This is a genomic window from Streptomyces sp. LZ34 (assembly GCF_053890475.1).
Genome location: NZ_CM132680.1, coordinates 11,310,267 through 11,327,148 on the forward strand (window position 1 = coordinate 11,310,267; position 16,882 = coordinate 11,327,148).

Below are 16,882 nucleotides of genomic sequence, written 5' to 3' on the forward strand. Positions count from 1 at the left end.
TTCCGACCCCTCAGAACCTCCTCCCTTTCCCAAGGAGCCGCGATGACCGAGGCACTGGAGCGTGCCGTCGTGCCGCCCGTCAGTGATGCCGACCCGTTCGCCCACGATGTCCTCCTGGACCCCGAACCGCTGCACCAGGCCCTGCGCGAGGCGGGTCCGGTCGTGTACCTCTCGCGCTACGACGTCCACGCGCTGGCCCGCTACCAGCAGGTGCACGCCGCCCTGGTGGACTGGCAGCACTTCGAGTCGGGCTCGGGCGTGGGCCTGGCCAACTTCCGGCATGAGAAGCCGTGGCGCCCGCCGAGCCTGCTGCTGGAGGCCGACCCGCCCCGCCACGACGCCCCGCGCCGGGTCCTCCGCGAAATCCTCGCCCCGCCCGCTCTGCGGCGCCTGCGCGAGGCGTGGTTCGAAGTGGCTGAGGAGCTCGTCGGACAAGTTCTCGACGGGGGAGTCGAGTTCGACGCCTTCACCGCGCTCGCGGAGGCGTTTCCGCTGCGGGCCTTCCCGGACGCGGTGGGCCTCGGCCCAGACGGCCGGGAGAACCTCCTGCCGTACGGCAACATGGCCTTCAACGCCTTCGGCCCGCGCAACGACCTCGTCGCGGCGGACGCCCACCGGGTGGCCGAGCTGTCGGGCTGGGTGAACGCCCAGTGCGAAAGGCAGGCGTTGACCGAGGATGGCTTTGGAGCTGCCATCTGGGCCGCCGCCGACCGTGGCGATCTGACGTACGAGCAGGCGCCGTTGGTGGTGCGCTCCCTGCTCACCGCCGGCGTCGACACCACCGTGCACGGCCTGGCGGCCTGCCTGTACGCCTTCGCCACCCACCCCCGGGAGTGGCAGCGCCTGCGGGAGCGCCCGGAGTTGGCGCGGGCCGCGTTCGACGAAGCGGTTCGCTGGCAGTCACCGGTGCAGACCTTCTTCCGTACCGCGACCACCGACGTCACGATCGCCGGCACGGTCGTCCCGGCGGACACGAAGATTCTCATGTTCCTCGGCGCGGCCAACCGCGACCCGGACCGCTGGGCCGACCCTGACCGCTTCGACCTCACCCGTAACCCATCCGGCCACGTCGGCTTCGGCATGGGCCTGCACCAGTGCATCGGTCAGCACGTGGCCCGCCTGGAGGCCGAGGCGCTGCTGACCGCCCTGGCCCGCCGAGTCGAACGGTTCGAGCTGACCGGCACACCGGGCCGCCACCCCAACAACACCCTGCGCTCGTGGGCGTCCCTGCCCTTGCGCGTCCACCCGGCTGCTTGATCTGCCGTCCCCTTGTCCCGTTGCCCCCGCACTACCGAGCACTACTGAGCTACTGAGAGGAATCCAGCCATGTCCCAGCAGGTACGAGGCGTCGTCGCGCGGGCGAAGGGCGAGCCGGTCGGCATCGAGACGATCGTGATCCCCGATCCCGGGCCCGGGGAGGCGGTGGTGAAGATCCAGACATGCGGCGTGTGCCACACCGACCTCCACTACCGCGAGGGCGGCATCAACGACGACTTCCCCTTCCTGCTCGGACACGAGGCGGCGGGCGTCGTGGAGTCGGTGGGCGACGGCGTCACCGAGGTGGCCCCCGGCGACTTCGTCATCCTCAACTGGCGTGCAGTGTGCGGCCAGTGCCGGGCCTGTCTGCGCGGCCGACCCTGGTACTGCTTCGCCACGTACAACGCGAAGCAGAAGATGACGCTGACCGACGGCACCGAGCTGTCGCCCGCCCTGGGCATCGGTGCCTTCGTCGAGAAGACCCTGGTCGCGGCCGGTCAGTGCACCAAGGTCGACCCGGCCGCGTCGCCGGCCGCGGCGGGCCTGCTCGGCTGTGGCGTGATGGCGGGCATCGGCGCGGCGATCAACACCGGCAACGTCGGCCGCGGCGACTCCGTGGCCGTCATCGGCTGCGGTGGCGTCGGCGACGCCGCCATCGTCGGGTCCCGTCTGGCCGGCGCGGCGAAGATCATCGCCGTGGACATCGACGACCGCAAGCTCGCCACCGCGGGGTCGCTGGGCGCCACGCACACCGTCAACTCGCGGGAGATGGACCCCGTCGAGGCGGTGCGCGAACTGACCGGCGGCTTCGGCGCGGACGTCGTCATCGAAGCTGTCGGTCGCCCCGAGACCTACCGCCAGGCGTTCTACGCCCGCGATCTGGTCGGCACGGTCGTCCTTGTCGGTGTGCCGACCCCGGACATGAAGCTGGAGCTGCCACTGCTGGACGTCTTCGGCCGGGGCGGGGCGCTGAAGTCGAGCTGGTACGGCGACTGCCTGCCCTCGCGCGACTTCCCGCTGCTGATCGACCTGTACCTCCAGGGTCGCCTCGACCTCGACGCGTTCGTCAGCGAGACGATCGCCCTCGACGAGGTCGAGGACGCCTTCGCCCGGATGCACAAGGGGGACGTGCTCCGCTCCGTGGTGGTCCTGTGACGACCGCCCGCATCGAGCACCTGGTCACGTCCGGCACCTTCAGCCTGGACGGCGGCACCTGGGAACCACCTCGACGACCGATCACGACCGGGGCTCCTGAGGCGGTGGAGCCGTCTACGCTGCCCGGACAGCGAGGTCGTCGCAGGCCAGTGTTTGAGTACGGTAGGAATGGCGAATGTGAGCCACGTGGGTCTTTGCGCCGCCCAGGTCAGCACAGCCCCGCCCATGCTGTGGGCAGCCACCGTGAGCAGGCCACCGCGGCCCACCGGCACGCGGGCGGTGAGGAGCCTGGGCGCCGGAGCCATGGCGCTCGGCCCATGCCCTGCGCGACCATGGCCTGCTGTCGGTCAGCAAGAGTGGCGGGGAGGCCCATTCACCGAGGTCGGCCGGTATTACCTACGGCGGTCGGCGGGTCGTGTCCGCCGCGTTGGCGTAGCGCGCGGCGAGTTCGGCGAACGCACCGGTCAGTTGTGGTGGACCGATGACTTGGATGTCGGTGTCGAAGCGGCCGATGGTGGCGGCAAGGCCGGTCCACGACCAGGAACCCAGGGATAGGCGACAGCGGTCGGGGCCGAGTTCTTCGACGATTCCGTCCTGCGCGAAGGGGGCCACAGCCTGTGCGGGGAGGTTGAGGATGACTTCGCCGCGGCAGGGCCAGTCGGTGGTAGAGCCGTCAGTTCCCCGGAATCGGCCGGTGACGAACGCGGCTACGTCATCGCCGGGGAGATCGCGTGGGGTGAAGCGCGGGCCGGTCGGGGTACGGGGGCGTATGCGGTCGACGCGGAAGGTGCGCCAGTCGGCACGGTCGAGGTCCCAGGCGATCAGGTACCAGTGGCCGCGCCAGGTGACGAGGTGGTGGGGCTGTGTCCGGCGGGGTCGCTCGGCGGGGCCGGTGGCGTCGTGCCCGTAGTCGAAGCGCAGCTCCTCACGGGCGTGGATGACGCGGCTCACCTCCATGAGGAGCGGCGTGCCGAGCAGGGAGGCGTTGCCGGTCTCGGGTGACTGGACGGCAGTGACCTGCATCATGTCGATGCGCTGGCGCAGACGGGACGGCATGACCTGGCGGATGGTGGACAGGGCCCGTGCGGCGTCTTCGCCGATCGTGGTGCTGGTGGCCGCGGACTGCAGGGCGAGGGCCAGGGCGACGGCTTGGCCGTCGTCGAACAGCAGTGGGGGCAGTCGCGAGCCCGTGTCCAGGCGGTAGCCGCCGGAGGGCCCCTTGAAAGCGCGGATCGGGTAGCCCAGTTCCCGTAGGCGGTCGATGTCGCGGCGGACCGTGCGCGGGGTGATGTCGAGCCGCTCCGCGAGTTCGTCACCAGACCAGTCGCGATGCGTCTGAAGCAGCGAGAGCAGCGCGAGCAGCCGCGAGGAGGTCTTCTGCATGCTCACCATTCTGTCCGCATTACAGGACACAACCTGTCCGCTACCCGTGGAATGGTGCGTATCAAGATCCGCCAGGGCGGCCATGGCCCCCTGGCCACGAGGTTGCCGCCCGCAAGGTCCGCAAGGTCCATCGCTGCGGCGGCGCACCTCGCCGAACCGCGAGCAAGGAGAAGGCCATGTCCGTCGCGACCACCACCCACCTGAACTTCCGGGGCGACGCACGGGCGGCGCTGGACTACTACCAGTCCGTCTTCGGTGGGCGCATCGCCGCCGTCACGTACAAGGACACGGGCAACGCGCAGAACGAGAACGAGGCGGACTGGGTGGTGTGGGGTGAGGTGGCGGGCGACAACGGCTTCCACGTCATGGCCTACGACGTGCCCTCCCAGCTGCCCTGGGACCAGGGCAGCAACCCGTTCTTCGTCTCCGTGCGCGGTGACGACCCGGACGAGGTCAGTGCCCTGTGGCAGAAGCTGGCAGAGGGCTCGACGGTGGTGCAGCCCCTGGGATCGTCGCAGTGGGCACCGCTGTACGGCATGCTCACCGACCGCTTCGGCGTGACCTGGGTCCTGGATGTGGCGGCCCCGTACCACGGCTGATCCACATCCGAGAAGCGAAACGGCAAAGGGAACGGGGCACCATGCGCATGCGACAGCTCGGGCGTACCGGCATCGACGCGGGCATCAACTTCGTGGACACCGCCGATGTGTACGGCTACTTGACGGCGGTCGAGGGCTCGCTGCGGCGGCCGCGGCCCGTCCTCAACCGCGGCATCGAGGGCGAGGTCCTGCCGGCCTGCCGCCGTTACGGCATGGGCGTCCTCGTGCGGAGCCCTCTGGCCATGGGCCTGCTCACCGGCCGCTGCCGCGAGGGCGCCGCTCAGCAGAGGAACGCTCGCTCCTGCACCCCGGCATCCCTCACCCGACCAGCCCTGTGCCGCCGCCCGGTCGACGAGCGTGCCGCAGCCTGAGCACCCATGACCATCCTCAGCACGCGCGCTCTCAACCGCGCGACCCTGGCCCGCCAGTACCTGCTCGCGCGCACCACCGCAACGGTCGAGGCGGCGGTGGCACACCTGTGCGGCCTGCAGGCCCAGGAACCGCATGAACCCTTCGCCGGCCTGTGGTCGAGGTTGCACGCCTTCGCACCCGACCGGCTCGATCAAGCACTGATGGACCGGCACGTCGTGCGCACCCACCTGATGCGCCGCACCGTCCACCTGGTCACCGGCAACGACGCACTCGCCTGGCGGGCGCGCCACGACACCATGCTGCGCCAGCGGGTGATGGCCACCTACCGACGCGAACTCGCCGACATCGACCCCGACGAAGTCGCCGCAGCCGGCCGAGCGGTCATGGCCGACCACCAACCCCGCACCATGAAGGCCCTCGTCCAGGCACTCCAAGACCGCTGGCCCGGCCCACCACGCCGCGCCCTGGGCGAACTCCTCGTCGCCGCACTCATCCCGATGGCCCAGCTTCCCCCGCGCGGGCTGTGGCAGACGACGGCCGGCGTGCGGAATCTGCCCCTGGCCACCTGGCTCGGACAAGACCTTGCCCCGCTGCCCGACGACGCGGGCGACCCGGTCGGGCAGCAGCTGGTGCGCCGCTACCTCGCCGCCTACGGGCCCGCCGCCACCGCGGACATCCGCGCCTGGAGCGGTCTGGCCGGTCTCCCCGCCGCGGTCAAAGCCATCCGGGACGAGCTGATCACCTTCCGCGACGAACGCGGCCGAGAACTTCTCGACCTGCCCGACGCACCACGCCCGTCCCCGGACACGCCCGCTCCCGTCCGGTTCCTCCCGGCCTTCGACAACGCGATCCTCGGCTACCGCGACCGCAGCCGCATCATCGACGACGCCCACCTCGGCCTGTCCGTCGCAGGCCAACGCGCCGTGCTCGTTGACGGACGCGTCGCCGCCACCTGGACCGTGCACGAGCGGCAACTCCGCATCACGTCATTGCGGCCCCTTTCCCTCGAGGAGTTGGAAGCTGTCAGAGAAGAGGCCCACGACCTGGCCACCTTCCTGGACCAGGGCATCGACCATGTAGAGATCACAGCCACCCCCGCCACCGTCGGCTGAGTGGAACAGCCGTGCACCCGTCATCCGCTCGCGAGCGCGTCCAGGAGCCAGTCGCGCCGCACGCAGTGTTCCAGCGCGAAGGAGTCGGCCAGCGCGAGCACGTCGTCGTCACCGAGGCCCCGGAACAGTTGGGCGTACTCCTGAACCAGCGGCTGGCCGAGCAGGACGTGCCGGACGATGATCTCGATCCATTGCCGGGTGCCGAACGGGTAGGGAGAGAAGCCCGGGAACTCGTCGGTGACAAGCTGTTCGAGCGGCTTGGCCGCCTCGCGGATGTCGCCGTCCGGGGAAGCCCAGGAGTCCGCGCCCAGGCGGTGTTTCTTCGCCATGAACTCGGCGAAGTGACGGTGGTAGGGGCTGTCCCGGGCAAGGTGGACGAGGCCTTGCAGGCCGATGTCCTTGTAGGTCCAGATCGACCAGCCGGCCTCGTGCCGGCGGTATGTCTCCAGCTGGTCGGCGAGCAGCTGTGCATGCTGTTCGTCCCGCGCCGGGTCGCCGGTGTAGACCGGGCCGAACTCGCCGATCCAGATCGGGGTGCCGGTCCTGCGCATGTACGCGGTGCGGCGGAGGAAGGTTTCCTCGACGTGTTGCTTGTCGACCCAGACCCCATCCGTGCGACCAGGGTAGCCGCCGCCGCGGGCGAAGCCGGCGCGTGCGTAGTCGTGGCAGGTGTAGACGGCGTTCTCGAGGGGTTCGCCGAAGAGGTCGAACTCGGTGGAGTAGCGATTGCCGTCGAGGAAGAGGATGTGGTGCGGATCGATCGAGCGAATCGCTCCGGCGAGGCGGTCGTAGAAGGCGGGCAGCACGTGCCCGGACTCGTCGGCGGGTTCGTTGATCAGGTTGTATCCGGCCACCCGCGGGTTGTCCTTGTACCGTTCCGCGATGACCTCCCACAGGTGGACGACCCGGTCCTGGAAGTGCCGATGGGTCCAGAAGGACGGCAGGTGCGTGGGGTTGTCGGAGTGCCATTGGTGGTTCTGGGCGCCGGGCAGGGCGTGCAGGTCGATGACGGTGTAGATGCCGTGTCGTCCGCACAGTTCCACCACGCGGTCGAGCTGGGCGAAGCCCTCCTCGCGGATCTCGAGCGGGCGGGTGTCGTCCTCGAAGTGGCGGTAGTTCACCGGCAGCCGCAGGCAGTTGACGCCCTTGGAGGCGAGCAGCGCGGCGTCGGCCTCGTCGAAGAAGACGGTCAGCAGCCGGTCGAAGAACAACTGGTATCGGCGCTCACCGAGGACCTCCCGTACCGCCGAACGCATGGCGGATTCACTGGCGGGATAGCCGGTGATGAAGTTCTCCATGTTCATCCAGCCCCCGAGTCCGGCGCCACGGAGTCGGACCGGGGTCCCGTCCCGCGTTTCGAGCCGGGTGCCGGAGACCCTCAGCAGGGGGTCCGGGAGAGTGCGAGGGGAGCGGGCAGAGGAGAGCGTGGAGGTCATGCGGGCGGCCCCTTGGTGGTGTTGTGACGGGTGGGAAGCGACGGCACCTCGTCGGCCGGCGGAGCCGGACCACGGCACGGAGCCGTGCGCCCGATGGGTCACTTGAGCGCCCCGGCCGACACCCCTTTGATGATGCTGCGCTGCGCGAACGCGTAGAACACGATGATCGGCAGGATCGAGATGACGGTGGCGGCAAGGAGGATCTGCTGCTGCGGTGTCTCCGCCGAGACGAACTTGGTCAGGCCGCGCTGCACCGGCATCAGCGAGTCGTCGTTGAACAGGACCAGGGCCATCAGATACTCGTTCCAGACCGACATCGCCTGGATGACGGCCACCGCCGCGAGGCCCGGCATGGCCAGCGGGAGGATGATCCTCCAGAACGTCTTGAACATCGAGGCGCCGTCCAGGGCAGCGGCTTCTTCGAGTTCCCTCGGCTGGCCGGCGAAGAATCCGCGCATGATCAGGATGGAGATCGGGGTCCCGGACGCGATGAGGACGAGTATGTAGCCGATGCGGGTGTTCGCCAGCCCCAGTGTGATCATCAGTTTGTACTGGGCTATGAATGACGCGGGCAGCGGAATGATCATAATGATCAAGATCGCCACCACGATGATGCCGCGTCCCGGGAACTCGATCCGCGCCAGGGCGTAGCCGGCCATGCTGGAGATGACGAGGATGCCGAGCACGGCTGACGCCGTGTAGAGGATGCTGTTCGGCAGGTACTCCTTGAACCCGCCCTCGTTCCACGCGCTCGCGAAGTTGCTCCACTGCGGATCCCGGGGGATGACGTCGGTGCCGCGATACAGCTGCTCGGAAGTCTGGAGCGAACCGCTCAGCAGCCACAGGATGGGCAGCAGCGCCTCGAGGGCGCCGACGGCCAGCAGGGCGTACAGCGCGATGGGCTCCGGGCGGCGTCCGGCCCGCCGGGGCGGTGCCGGCGCCGTGGCCCGCGGGGCCTTCTTCGCCGATGCCCTGCTCCGCGACACGTCCGGCAGCTTCGTTCCTGGGCTCATGATTCCGTGCTTCCGCTGAGTCGACGGGAGATCCACAGCTGGACGAAGGCCAGCACGACCAGGCAGAGCCCGAAGATGACCGACATCGCCGCCGCCGGTCCGTACTCGTGGAACACGAAGGCTTCCTGGTAGATCCGAAGGGTGGGTACGGCGGTGTGGCCGGCCGGGCCGCCGTCCGTCAGCACCTGGACGGTGCCGAAGATCTGTAGCCCCGACAGCACGGTCAGGACGCTGACGATGGTCGTGACATGCGCCATCCCGGGCCAGGTGACATAGCGGAACTGGGCCCATGCCCGCGCGCCGTCCAGGGACGCCGCCTCGTACAGCTCCTTGGGTACGTCCTGGCGCCCGGCGAGGAACAGAATGAAACCGAAGCCCCAGTGGTACCAGACGAAGACGGCGGCGACGGCGATCAGGGCCGTGGTGGGATCGCCGAGCCAGTTCGGCTCGGGCAGTCCGACCGTTCCCAGCGCATTGTTGACGATGCCGATTCTCGGGTCGAGGAACCAGGAGAACATCAGGCCGACCACGACGACGGAGAAGATCCCGGGGAGGTAGTAGACGGTACGGAAGAACGCGGCGGCACGGCGTGCCCGGTTGACCGCCAGGGCCATGCCCAGGGCGACGCCGTTGGCGATGATCAGGCCGACGGCGCCGAAGAGGGCCGCGTTCTTCATCGACGCCCAGAACTGTGCGTCGTGCATCACCTCGCGGTAGTTGGCGAGGCCGACGTACGGAGTCGACAGGCTCACGCCGTCCCATGTCTGGAAGCTCAGGACGATGCCCTGCGCGAACGGGAGCAGCGTGAACACGGCGATGACCGCGAGCGCCGGGAGGACGAAGAGGTACCCGGCCAGCACCCGTCTGCGGCGGCGTGTCTTCAGTGTGTGGATCCGCGGCGGGCCGGCCGTGCCTGGTCGTGCCATCAGGAGCTCCGCTGGGCGGCGTCGAGGTCCTTCAGCACCTGGTCGACGGTGCGCTCCTTGAGTACGAGGGCCGCCGCTCCCTGCACCAACGCCTCGAGGACCTGCGCCTTCATCGTCGTGGGGACGATCTGGATGCGCGCGGCGTTCGCCGCGAATCCGGCGATCTTCGGGGAGACCTTCCCCTGAAGAGCCGCGTGGTTGGAGGGAATGAGCGGCACCTTGTCCATGAACACCCGGTCCTGGGCCGTCTCGGTCAGCCACCGGACGAACTTGAGGGCCTCGGCCGCGCGCTTGCTCTTCGGGTTGATCGCGGCGCCGCGGCCGACCCCGCCGGCGGGGCGCGGCGTCAGTGTCCCGTCCGGGGCCTTGGGTATGACGAGGGACCTGAAGTCGGTGAAGTCGGGCGCCGTCTTGGTGCCGACGCCGACGCCGACGCTCGCGTCGAAGATCGCCGCCACGTTCTGGGTGTTGAAGAACGCCTTCTCCACGGTCGGGTTGTCGCTCGTCCCGGACGCGAGAGAGCCCGTGGCGATCACGCCGGCGTCACGCAGGTCCGCCAGGAACTGGAGGCTCTTGCGCCACGCGTCGTTCTTCCAACTGGACTTGCCGGCGAAGGTGCTGTCGATCTCCGCGTCGGTGAGCCAGTTCGAGACGAGTGTCTGGACCAGCTGGGGAACGAGGCTGGCGGCGACCCAGAAGGGGTCCGCCCCCGCCTTCTTGATCTTCGAGAACTGGTCGATGAGGTCCGCGGTCGTGGCCGGAGGATCGTCCAGGCTCAGCCCCGCCTTCTTGAACATGGCGGGGTTGGCGAGGAGCCCGTAGTCCTGGACCTCCCAGTGGGCGCTGTAGACCCCGGGGTCCACGCCCTGGGGGTTGTCCTTGGCGAAGGTCGACAGCTTGACCACGGCGGGAATGAAGGTGTCGTCCCACCCCGACCGCATCCTGGACGACAGGTCCATGGCCCAGCCGGCCTTGTAGTACGCGGCCATGCTGTTGGCGTCCAGAGCCGAGTAGATGTCCGGCATGTCCCCCGACTGCGAACTCGACTGAAGCTTGGTCGGGAAGTCAGCCGGCCCGGCGTCGTCGATCCTGATCTTGACGCCGGTCTTCCGTGTGTACTCCTCGGCCAGCTGCGCGAGGGTCGCCGCCTGACCGCGGGACTGATTCATGAACACGATCTCGGAGCCGCCCCCGCCGCCGCCCGACCCGCACGCCGCCAGCGTCGTGGCGGCCAATCCGCCGCCGAGGGCGCCTAGGAAACCGCGGCGGGACAGGAATGTGGTGGCAGTCGGTGAGGCTGTCTCCGCAGTGTGGTCTCGCGTCATCTCGGGTCCTCCATGGGTCGGTGGCGATGATGTCGAGGCGCCGGGTGATCGAGGCCGGCGGGATCCGCAGGTCCTTGAGCGGGTCGACGTGGCGGGAGAGCGGGCTGCGGTAGCACGGGAAGACATCGGGGCGGATGCCGGATGTTCGCTGTGCCGCCCCGGTTCGTGTCGGGGCGCATCACTCGGAAGTGCTCCGAAAATATGTGACCCAAAAGAGCGAAACTGATCTCTCTGCGGCCTGCTGACGGTGAACGCTAAGCACGTGGAAGGCTTTCGTCAACCCCCTGCGCAGAGGCTGTTTTCGGCTGCGTGTTTCCCCTTGATGGGGACCGATAAGTCTACGAAAAATGTTTCGGTGCTAACGTGCTCAGGATGAGGAACGCGCAGACCGGTACTGTCGCCAAGGGGGATCAATGGCATCCGCTTCCCACCGCGTGACACTGGCGCAGATCGCCGAGTACGCCGGCGTCTCGGTGGCCACCGTCTCCAAGGTCGTCAACGGGCGCCCCGATGTCGCGCAGCAGACCCGCGACCTGGTGCTGGACCTGATGCGCCGGCACAACTACGGCGGGAACCGGGATGATCTGCGCTCGCACCCCACCGTCGAGCTGTTCTTCGGCTTTCGGGAGTTGAGCATCTATTGCACCGCCGCGATCCAGGCAGTGGTGGATGCCGGGGCCCGCGAGGGCGTTGGCGTGGTGGTCAGCAGGCGGGGCGATCGCGATCCGGCGGCCGACCCCGCCGCGTGGGCGCACAACCTGGCCGCCGCCGGCCGACGCGCGGTCATCGCCGTCACCGCCAACACCTTGTCCCCTCCGATGGTCGAAGCCCTGCGCCGGGTTCGGCTGCCGCTCGTGCTGCTCGACCCGGAGGTGCCCGACCCTTCGATCGTCAGCGTCGGTTCGACCTACTTCGCCGGCGGCCATGCCGCCACCACGCACCTGCTCTCCCTCGGCCACCGCCGCATCGCCTACCTCGGCGGCAAGGAGGACGCCAGCTCCAACCAGGCCCGGATGCACGGGTTCCGCAGCGCCATGGAGGCGGCCGGCGCGCCCGTGCCGGGCGAACTGGTCCGGCACGCCGGCAGTTTCCACACCGCGGAGGGCGTCGAGCACGGCGGGCGGCTGCTGGCCGCAGACCCGGCGCCCAGCGCGGTGTTCGCCGCCTGCGACGAGCTCGCCGCCGGGGTCATCGAGGCCGCCCGACGGCGCGGTCTGCGGGTCCCGGAGGATCTCAGCGTCGTCGGCTTCGACGACACCCCGCTGGCCCGGGTCACCTCGCCGCCGCTGACCACCGTCCACCAACCCATCAACGAGATGGGGGCCGTGGCCCTGCGGACCGCCCTTCGTCTGGCCTCCGCGGCGGAGATCGATTCCAACCACGTCGAGCTGGCCACCAGGTTGGTGGTCCGGGACTCGACCGGGCCGGTCCCCGCCGATACCGACGGCGACGGCGTCGGGCAGACCGAATGACCGAAATCCGTGTCAGCTCCTGAACCGATGAGCCACGCCCGCCCGAGCGACCGGGATTCGGCGGGAGGCACCCACCAGCTGCCGCGCGCTCCGGCGGCGCCACCGCGCCCGCGCCCGCTCGTCCGGCACCGGCAGGAGACAAACCGGCTGACCCACATGGAATGGGAGGCGATGGCTTCGATGGCCATGCTCGCTCCGTACGACCTCACGATCGACTTCGGTGGCGACCAGTTCCCGGTCTCCGGGAGCCGCCCACGGTTGTCCTGGAAGCCCTCGCGGGGCATGCCGACGCGTGCCGGCCACGAGCTGGAGATCCACGTCGACGGGCGCCCGCCGCAGCCGGCGCACGTCGGCGACCACCTGTGCGTCGACTGGCCGGCCCCTCCGTTGCGCAGTGGTGAGCGCGTGCGGTGGCGCGTCCGGACGCACTCCGACGCGGAGACCTCGCGGTGGAGCGTGTGGCACGCCTTCGAGGCCGGGCTGTTCGACGAGGACTGGACGGCACAGTGGATCACCCCCGCGGCCGATCCACAGGACGCGCGCCGCGCGCCCGGCACCCGCCCCGCGCACGTCCTGCGCTCCACGTTCACCACCGCCGAGGTGGTCCGCGCCCGGCTGTACGCCACGGCCCTGGGGGTGTACGAGGCATTCGTCAACGGCGAGCGCGCGGGCACCGCCGAGCTCGCGCCCGGCTCGACCTCCTACGACCGCACCCTGTACGCCCAGGCCGCCGACGTCACCGCGGCCGTTCGCCCCGGCTCCAACACCGTCGAGATCGTGCTGTCCGACGGCTGGTACCGCGGCCAGGTCGGCGCCTTCCGGAAACCGGCCGGCTGGGGGGAACTCCTCGCCACCCGGCTGGAGCTGCACCTCGAATACACGGACGGGTCACGCGGGGTCGTGCGCACCGACGAGCACTGGACCTCCGCCCCGAGCGCCGTCACCCGCGCCGACCTGATGGACGGCCAGATCACCGACTTCCTCGCCCCCCGAGGCCCTGAGCGGCCCGTCCTCGTCGACGCCGTCACCGCGCCCCCGATCGACTGGTCCCCGGCTCCGCCCGTGCGCCGCATCGAAGACCGCCCCGCCGACTCGCTCACCCGACTGCCCAACGGCGCCTGGATCGCCGACTTCGGCCAGAACGCCTCCGGCTGGATCATCCTCGCCGACCTGGGCCCGGCCGGCACCCGAACCGTGATCGACTACGGTGAGCACCTCGACCCCGCTACCGGGGATCTGACGACCTCCCACCTCGACTGCCAACGCCCGGGCGATCCGCCGACCATCTTCGTCCAGCGCGACGAGACCGTCTCCTCCGGGGCCGCCGGCGAGGTCTTCGAGCCCCGCCACACCGTGCACGGTTTCCGGTACGCCCGCCTGGACCGCGGCGACGCCCCCCTGGACACGTCGAGCCTCACCATGCGGGTGGTCCACACCGACCTGCGGCCCACCGGCACCTTCACCTGCGGCAACCAGGACCTCAACCACCTGCACGAGGTCGTCCGCTGGAGCTTCCGCGGCAACGCCGTCGACGTGCCCACCGACTGCCCCACCCGCGAGCGCATCGGCTGGACCGGCGACTACCAGATCTTCGCGTCCAGCGCGGCGCGCCTTTACGACGTGTCCGGGTTCAGCCGCAAGTGGCTCCGTTCGGTCCGCGACGACCAACTCGACGACGGGCGCATCGCCAACTTCTCCCCCGACGGACGGCGCATCAAGCTCCACACCGACCGGCGACTGGACATGATGACGGGCTCCGCCGGCTGGGGCGACGCCATCGTGCTGGTGCCCTGGGCGCTGTACGAGACGTACGGCGACCGCCGGGTACTCGCCGAGAACTGGGACGCGATGGTCCGCTGGGTCGAGTGGGCGCTGGTCACCGCCCGCACCGCCCGACACCCCTTCCGGGTGGCCCGCTCGGCCGAGCCCCTGCCGCACGAGGAGTTCGTCTGGGACGGCTCCTTCCACTGGGGCGAGTGGGGCGAGCCGAAGGCCCGCGCCGAGGACGGCTCGCTCATCGAGCCGGCGCAGGACGCCCCGGACGCCTGGCTCATGACCGACAAGGGCGAGGTGGGCACCGCCTTCCTGTACCGCTCCACCTCCACCCTCGCCGCCATCGGCCGTGTCCTGGGCCGCGAGGAGGAGGCCGCCCGCTACACGGGGCAGGCCGAACGGATCAAGGACGCCTGGCGAACGGAGTTCCTCGAAGACACCGGCCGGACCACCATCGACACCCAGGCGAGCTACGTCCGCGCCCTCGCCTTCGGACTGGTGCCCGAGAAGCTGCGTGACGCGGCCGCCGCGCGTCTGGTGGCACTCATCCGCGCGGCCGGAACGCACCTCGGCACCGGTTTCCTCTCCACCGCCGACCTGCTCCCCGTCCTCGCCGACACCGGCCATGCCGACCTCGCCTACCAGGTGCTGCTTCAGCGCACCGCGCCGTCCTGGCTCGGCATGCTCGACCGTGGTGCCACCACGATCTGGGAGGACTGGGACGGCATCGACGAGAACGGCACCGCGCACGATTCGCTGAACCATTACAGCAAGGGTGCCGTCATCCGTTTCCTGCACACCCGTACCCTCGGACTGCGGCAGGCCCAGGGCTCGGTGGCCTGGGAGTCGTTCGTCGTCGCGCCCGTGCCCCACGCCTCGGTCGGCTGGGCACGCGGCACCTTCGACGGTCCGCGGGGGACCATCGCGGTCGAGTGGCGCACCGAGGGCGACGAACTGCACATCACCGTCGACGTACCGCCCGCCTCTACCGCCACCGTCGTCTTCCCCGACGGGGAGGAACGGACGGCGGGCCCGGGCCGGTTCACGGCGCGGTGCTCTCCTCGCCGTCCGTCGTGACCGGGGCCGCGCCTTGCCATGCGGCTCGCAGCAGTCGCCGCATGCCGTCGGGGGTGACGTGTCGCGGGTTGCCGGCCGGGACTGCTTCCAGGATGGCGGGTACGGCGTCCTCGACGTCGGCTTCCTCGAAGCCGTAGTCGCGCAGCGCTTTCGGTGCGTCTACGGCGTGCCGCAGTTGCCGCAGGCCCTCAAGGGCTGACGGTGCGCCGAAGGCTTCGGCGATCCGGCGTTCGGCCCGCGGCGCGGCGGGTGCGTTGAACGCCAGCACGTACGGCAGTACGACCGCGTGTGTCTGGGCGTGCGGCAGGTCGTACCTGCCGCCCAGCACGTGACAGATCTTGTGGTGCAGCCCTGAGCCCGCTGAGGAGAACGCCATGGCCGACAGGTAGGCCCCGTACAGTACCTGCTCGCGGCCCTCGAGCCCGGCCGGGTCGGCCACCACCGCCGGCAGTCCGGCCGCCAACGCCCGGATGCCCTCGCCCGCCAGTGCCATGTCCACCGGATCGGTCCGCGGCGCCCACATGGAGTCCACGCAGTGGGCGAGTGCGTTCAGTCCCGAGGCGACGCTCATCGCCACCGGCAGCGACAGTGTCAGTGTCGCGTCGTACACGATCGAGCGCGGCAGAACCCGCGCGTCCACTCCGGTGGTCTTGCGCGCGCCCTCGGTCAGCCCCCAGACGCTGGTGGCCTCCGAGCCCGCGTACGTCGTGGGAACGGCGACGATCGGGATCCCGGTGGTCAGCGCGACCGCCTTCGCCAGGCCGGTCGTCGAGCCCCCGCCGACGCTGACCACGAGGTCCACGTCGTGCGCGGCCGCCGCGGCCCGCGCCCGCTCGGCCGAGGCGAGGGGAACATGCATCACCACCTCGTCGTGGCCAAGTACGACGGGCAGCTCCGCGGTGACCTTCCCGGCCAGGTCGGCCTCGGCCGCCGCCGCGATCACCATCACCCGCGTGCCGCCCAGCCGTTCCACCTCGGCGCGCACCGTCGCCGGCGCCTCGCCGGGAGCGAAACGGATGCGTTGCGCCAGCGTCTCATGCTCGAATCGCAACGGAGTCCTCTCCTTCTGCGCGTGGGGCCTTGGGGAGCACGATGTCGAACCGCACCCGGGACCAGCTCCGTCCGGACAGGTCGCGTCCGTCCGGGGCCGGGGTGCCGGCCGCCTGCCGTTCGAACCGCTTGACGAGGGACTCCTTGACGCCGAACACGGCGTCGGAGTCCAGCAGGTGGTCGCCCGCCACGAAGATGTGGGTGACGAGGGTGCGCAGGCCCGGTGCGGTGGCCATGAAGTGCAGGTGGGACGCGCGTAGGGGCGAGCGCGCGGTCTTGTCGAGGAGGGCTCCGACGGGCCCGTCATGGGGGATGGGGTACGGCGTCGGAGTGAGTCCCCAGAAGGCGTAACCGCCCTGGTCGTCGGTGTACAGATGGGCCCGGCCGGCGAGGTGGCCGTCGTCGTGCTGCACGTCGTACAGCCCGTCCTCGTCGGCTTCCCACACCTCCAGGCGCGCGCCGGGCACCGTGTTGCCGTCGGTGTCCGTGACGGTGCCCTCGACCCAGCAGGGCTCTCCCGGGGCGCCGAAGGCCATGTCGCCGCCCAGGGGGATCTCGGGGGAGCCCGCCACGAAGAACGGGCCGACCACCGTGGCCTCCGTGGCGCCGACGGTGGCTTCGTGGTTGACGTTGATGGTCTGCATGGAGGCGCCGAGGACGTCCGACAGCAGCACGAATTCCTGGCGGCGGTCGGTGGTGATGTGGCCGGTCGCGGTGAGGAAGTCGACGGCGTGCTGCCATTCGGCTTCGGTCAGGCGGACCTCGCGGATGAAGGCGTGCAGGTGCCGCACCAGGGCCTGCAGCACCTCCTTGAGCCGGGGATCCGGTGTGTTCCCGAAGGCCGCGCACACCGTCCGGACGAGCTCGTCCTCGACCTGTCGCTGCTGGTCCGACACTGCGGGAGGGGTGGTGGTCATGCTGAGGTTTCTCCT

General features: G+C 70.1%; 13 protein-coding genes and 1 pseudogene. 7 read left to right on the forward strand and 7 right to left on the reverse strand.

Translation table 11 applies throughout. The annotated features are described in order from the left end of the window. The first annotated feature begins 42 nt into the window (after positions 1-42). Together ACWY4P_RS48895 and ACWY4P_RS48900 are read left to right on the forward strand one after the other, a co-directional pair. On the forward strand, positions 43-1,257 hold the full coding sequence (locus tag ACWY4P_RS48895; RefSeq protein ID WP_456207242.1) for a cytochrome P450: 1,215 nt from the start codon (positions 43-45) through the stop codon (positions 1,255-1,257). 69 nt (positions 1,258-1,326) lie between these two features. Then, positions 1,327-2,412: an S-(hydroxymethyl)mycothiol dehydrogenase gene (locus tag ACWY4P_RS48900; protein ID WP_456207243.1), complete on the forward strand. Its 1,086-nt coding sequence runs from the start codon at positions 1,327-1,329 to the stop codon at positions 2,410-2,412. Between the two features lie 396 nt (positions 2,413-2,808). Here ACWY4P_RS48900 and ACWY4P_RS48905 read toward each other — a convergent pair whose 3' ends face one another. After that, on the reverse strand, positions 2,809-3,795 hold the full coding sequence (locus ACWY4P_RS48905) for a helix-turn-helix transcriptional regulator (RefSeq protein WP_456207244.1): 987 nt from the start codon (positions 3,793-3,795) through the stop codon (positions 2,809-2,811). Between the two features lie 176 nt (positions 3,796-3,971). Between ACWY4P_RS48905 and ACWY4P_RS48910 the strand changes: the two genes are divergently transcribed. The 3 genes and pseudogenes from ACWY4P_RS48910 to ACWY4P_RS48920 all read left to right on the forward strand — a co-directional run bounded on the left by ACWY4P_RS48910 (position 3,972) and on the right by ACWY4P_RS48920 (position 5,878). Next, positions 3,972-4,394 (forward strand): VOC family protein, encoded by a 423-nt coding sequence (locus ACWY4P_RS48910; RefSeq protein WP_456207245.1) that lies wholly within the window; start codon positions 3,972-3,974, stop codon positions 4,392-4,394. Positions 4,395-4,552: 158 nt separating this feature from the next. After that, positions 4,553-4,669 (forward strand): annotated as a pseudogene (locus ACWY4P_RS48915) (aldo/keto reductase); the annotation flags it as partial. Positions 4,670-4,771: 102 nt separating this feature from the next. Further along, positions 4,772-5,878, forward strand: a complete 1,107-nt coding sequence (locus tag ACWY4P_RS48920) for a winged helix DNA-binding domain-containing protein (protein WP_456207246.1) — start codon at positions 4,772-4,774, stop codon at positions 5,876-5,878. Between the two features lie 20 nt (positions 5,879-5,898). Here the strand turns inward: ACWY4P_RS48920 and ACWY4P_RS48925 are convergent, their stop codons facing one another. The 4 genes from ACWY4P_RS48925 to ACWY4P_RS48940 all read right to left on the reverse strand — a co-directional run bounded on the left by ACWY4P_RS48925 (position 5,899) and on the right by ACWY4P_RS48940 (position 10,578). Beyond that, on the reverse strand, positions 5,899-7,314 hold the full coding sequence (locus ACWY4P_RS48925; protein ID WP_456207247.1) for a glycoside hydrolase family 5 protein: 1,416 nt from the start codon (positions 7,312-7,314) through the stop codon (positions 5,899-5,901). Between the two features lie 98 nt (positions 7,315-7,412). Continuing rightward, on the reverse strand, positions 7,413-8,327 hold the full coding sequence (locus ACWY4P_RS48930; RefSeq protein ID WP_456207248.1) for a carbohydrate ABC transporter permease: 915 nt from the start codon (positions 8,325-8,327) through the stop codon (positions 7,413-7,415). Continuing rightward, the gene (locus tag ACWY4P_RS48935; RefSeq protein WP_456207249.1) at positions 8,324-9,253 is read right to left on the reverse strand and encodes a carbohydrate ABC transporter permease; all 930 of its coding nucleotides are present in this window, start codon (positions 9,251-9,253) and stop codon (positions 8,324-8,326) included. The genes ACWY4P_RS48930 and ACWY4P_RS48935 overlap by 4 nt, the downstream gene beginning before the upstream one ends. Then, positions 9,253-10,578 (reverse strand): ABC transporter substrate-binding protein, encoded by a 1,326-nt coding sequence (locus ACWY4P_RS48940; RefSeq protein WP_456207250.1) that lies wholly within the window; start codon positions 10,576-10,578, stop codon positions 9,253-9,255. The genes ACWY4P_RS48935 and ACWY4P_RS48940 overlap by 1 nt, the downstream gene beginning before the upstream one ends. A 413-nt stretch (positions 10,579-10,991) precedes the next feature. On the opposite strand from ACWY4P_RS48940, the gene ACWY4P_RS48945 reads away from it, so the two are divergent. After that, entirely contained in the window at positions 10,992-12,050 is a 1,059-nt protein-coding gene (locus ACWY4P_RS48945; RefSeq protein WP_456207251.1) for a LacI family DNA-binding transcriptional regulator, read from the forward strand. 27 nt (positions 12,051-12,077) lie between these two features. Continuing rightward, positions 12,078-14,900, forward strand: coding sequence for a family 78 glycoside hydrolase catalytic domain (locus tag ACWY4P_RS48950; RefSeq protein WP_456207252.1), 2,823 nt, complete (start codon positions 12,078-12,080; stop codon positions 14,898-14,900). Here ACWY4P_RS48950 and ACWY4P_RS48955 read toward each other — a convergent pair. Next, complete coding sequence (locus ACWY4P_RS48955) at positions 14,866-15,951, reverse strand: maleylacetate reductase (RefSeq protein ID WP_456207253.1); 1,086 nt, start codon at positions 15,949-15,951, stop codon at positions 14,866-14,868. The genes ACWY4P_RS48950 and ACWY4P_RS48955 overlap by 35 nt on opposite strands. After that, the gene (locus tag ACWY4P_RS48960) at positions 15,935-16,867 is read right to left on the reverse strand and encodes a dioxygenase family protein (RefSeq protein ID WP_456207254.1); all 933 of its coding nucleotides are present in this window, start codon (positions 16,865-16,867) and stop codon (positions 15,935-15,937) included. Before ACWY4P_RS48960 ends, ACWY4P_RS48955 begins: the two co-directional genes overlap by 17 nt. Positions 16,868-16,882 lie beyond the last annotated feature (15 nt).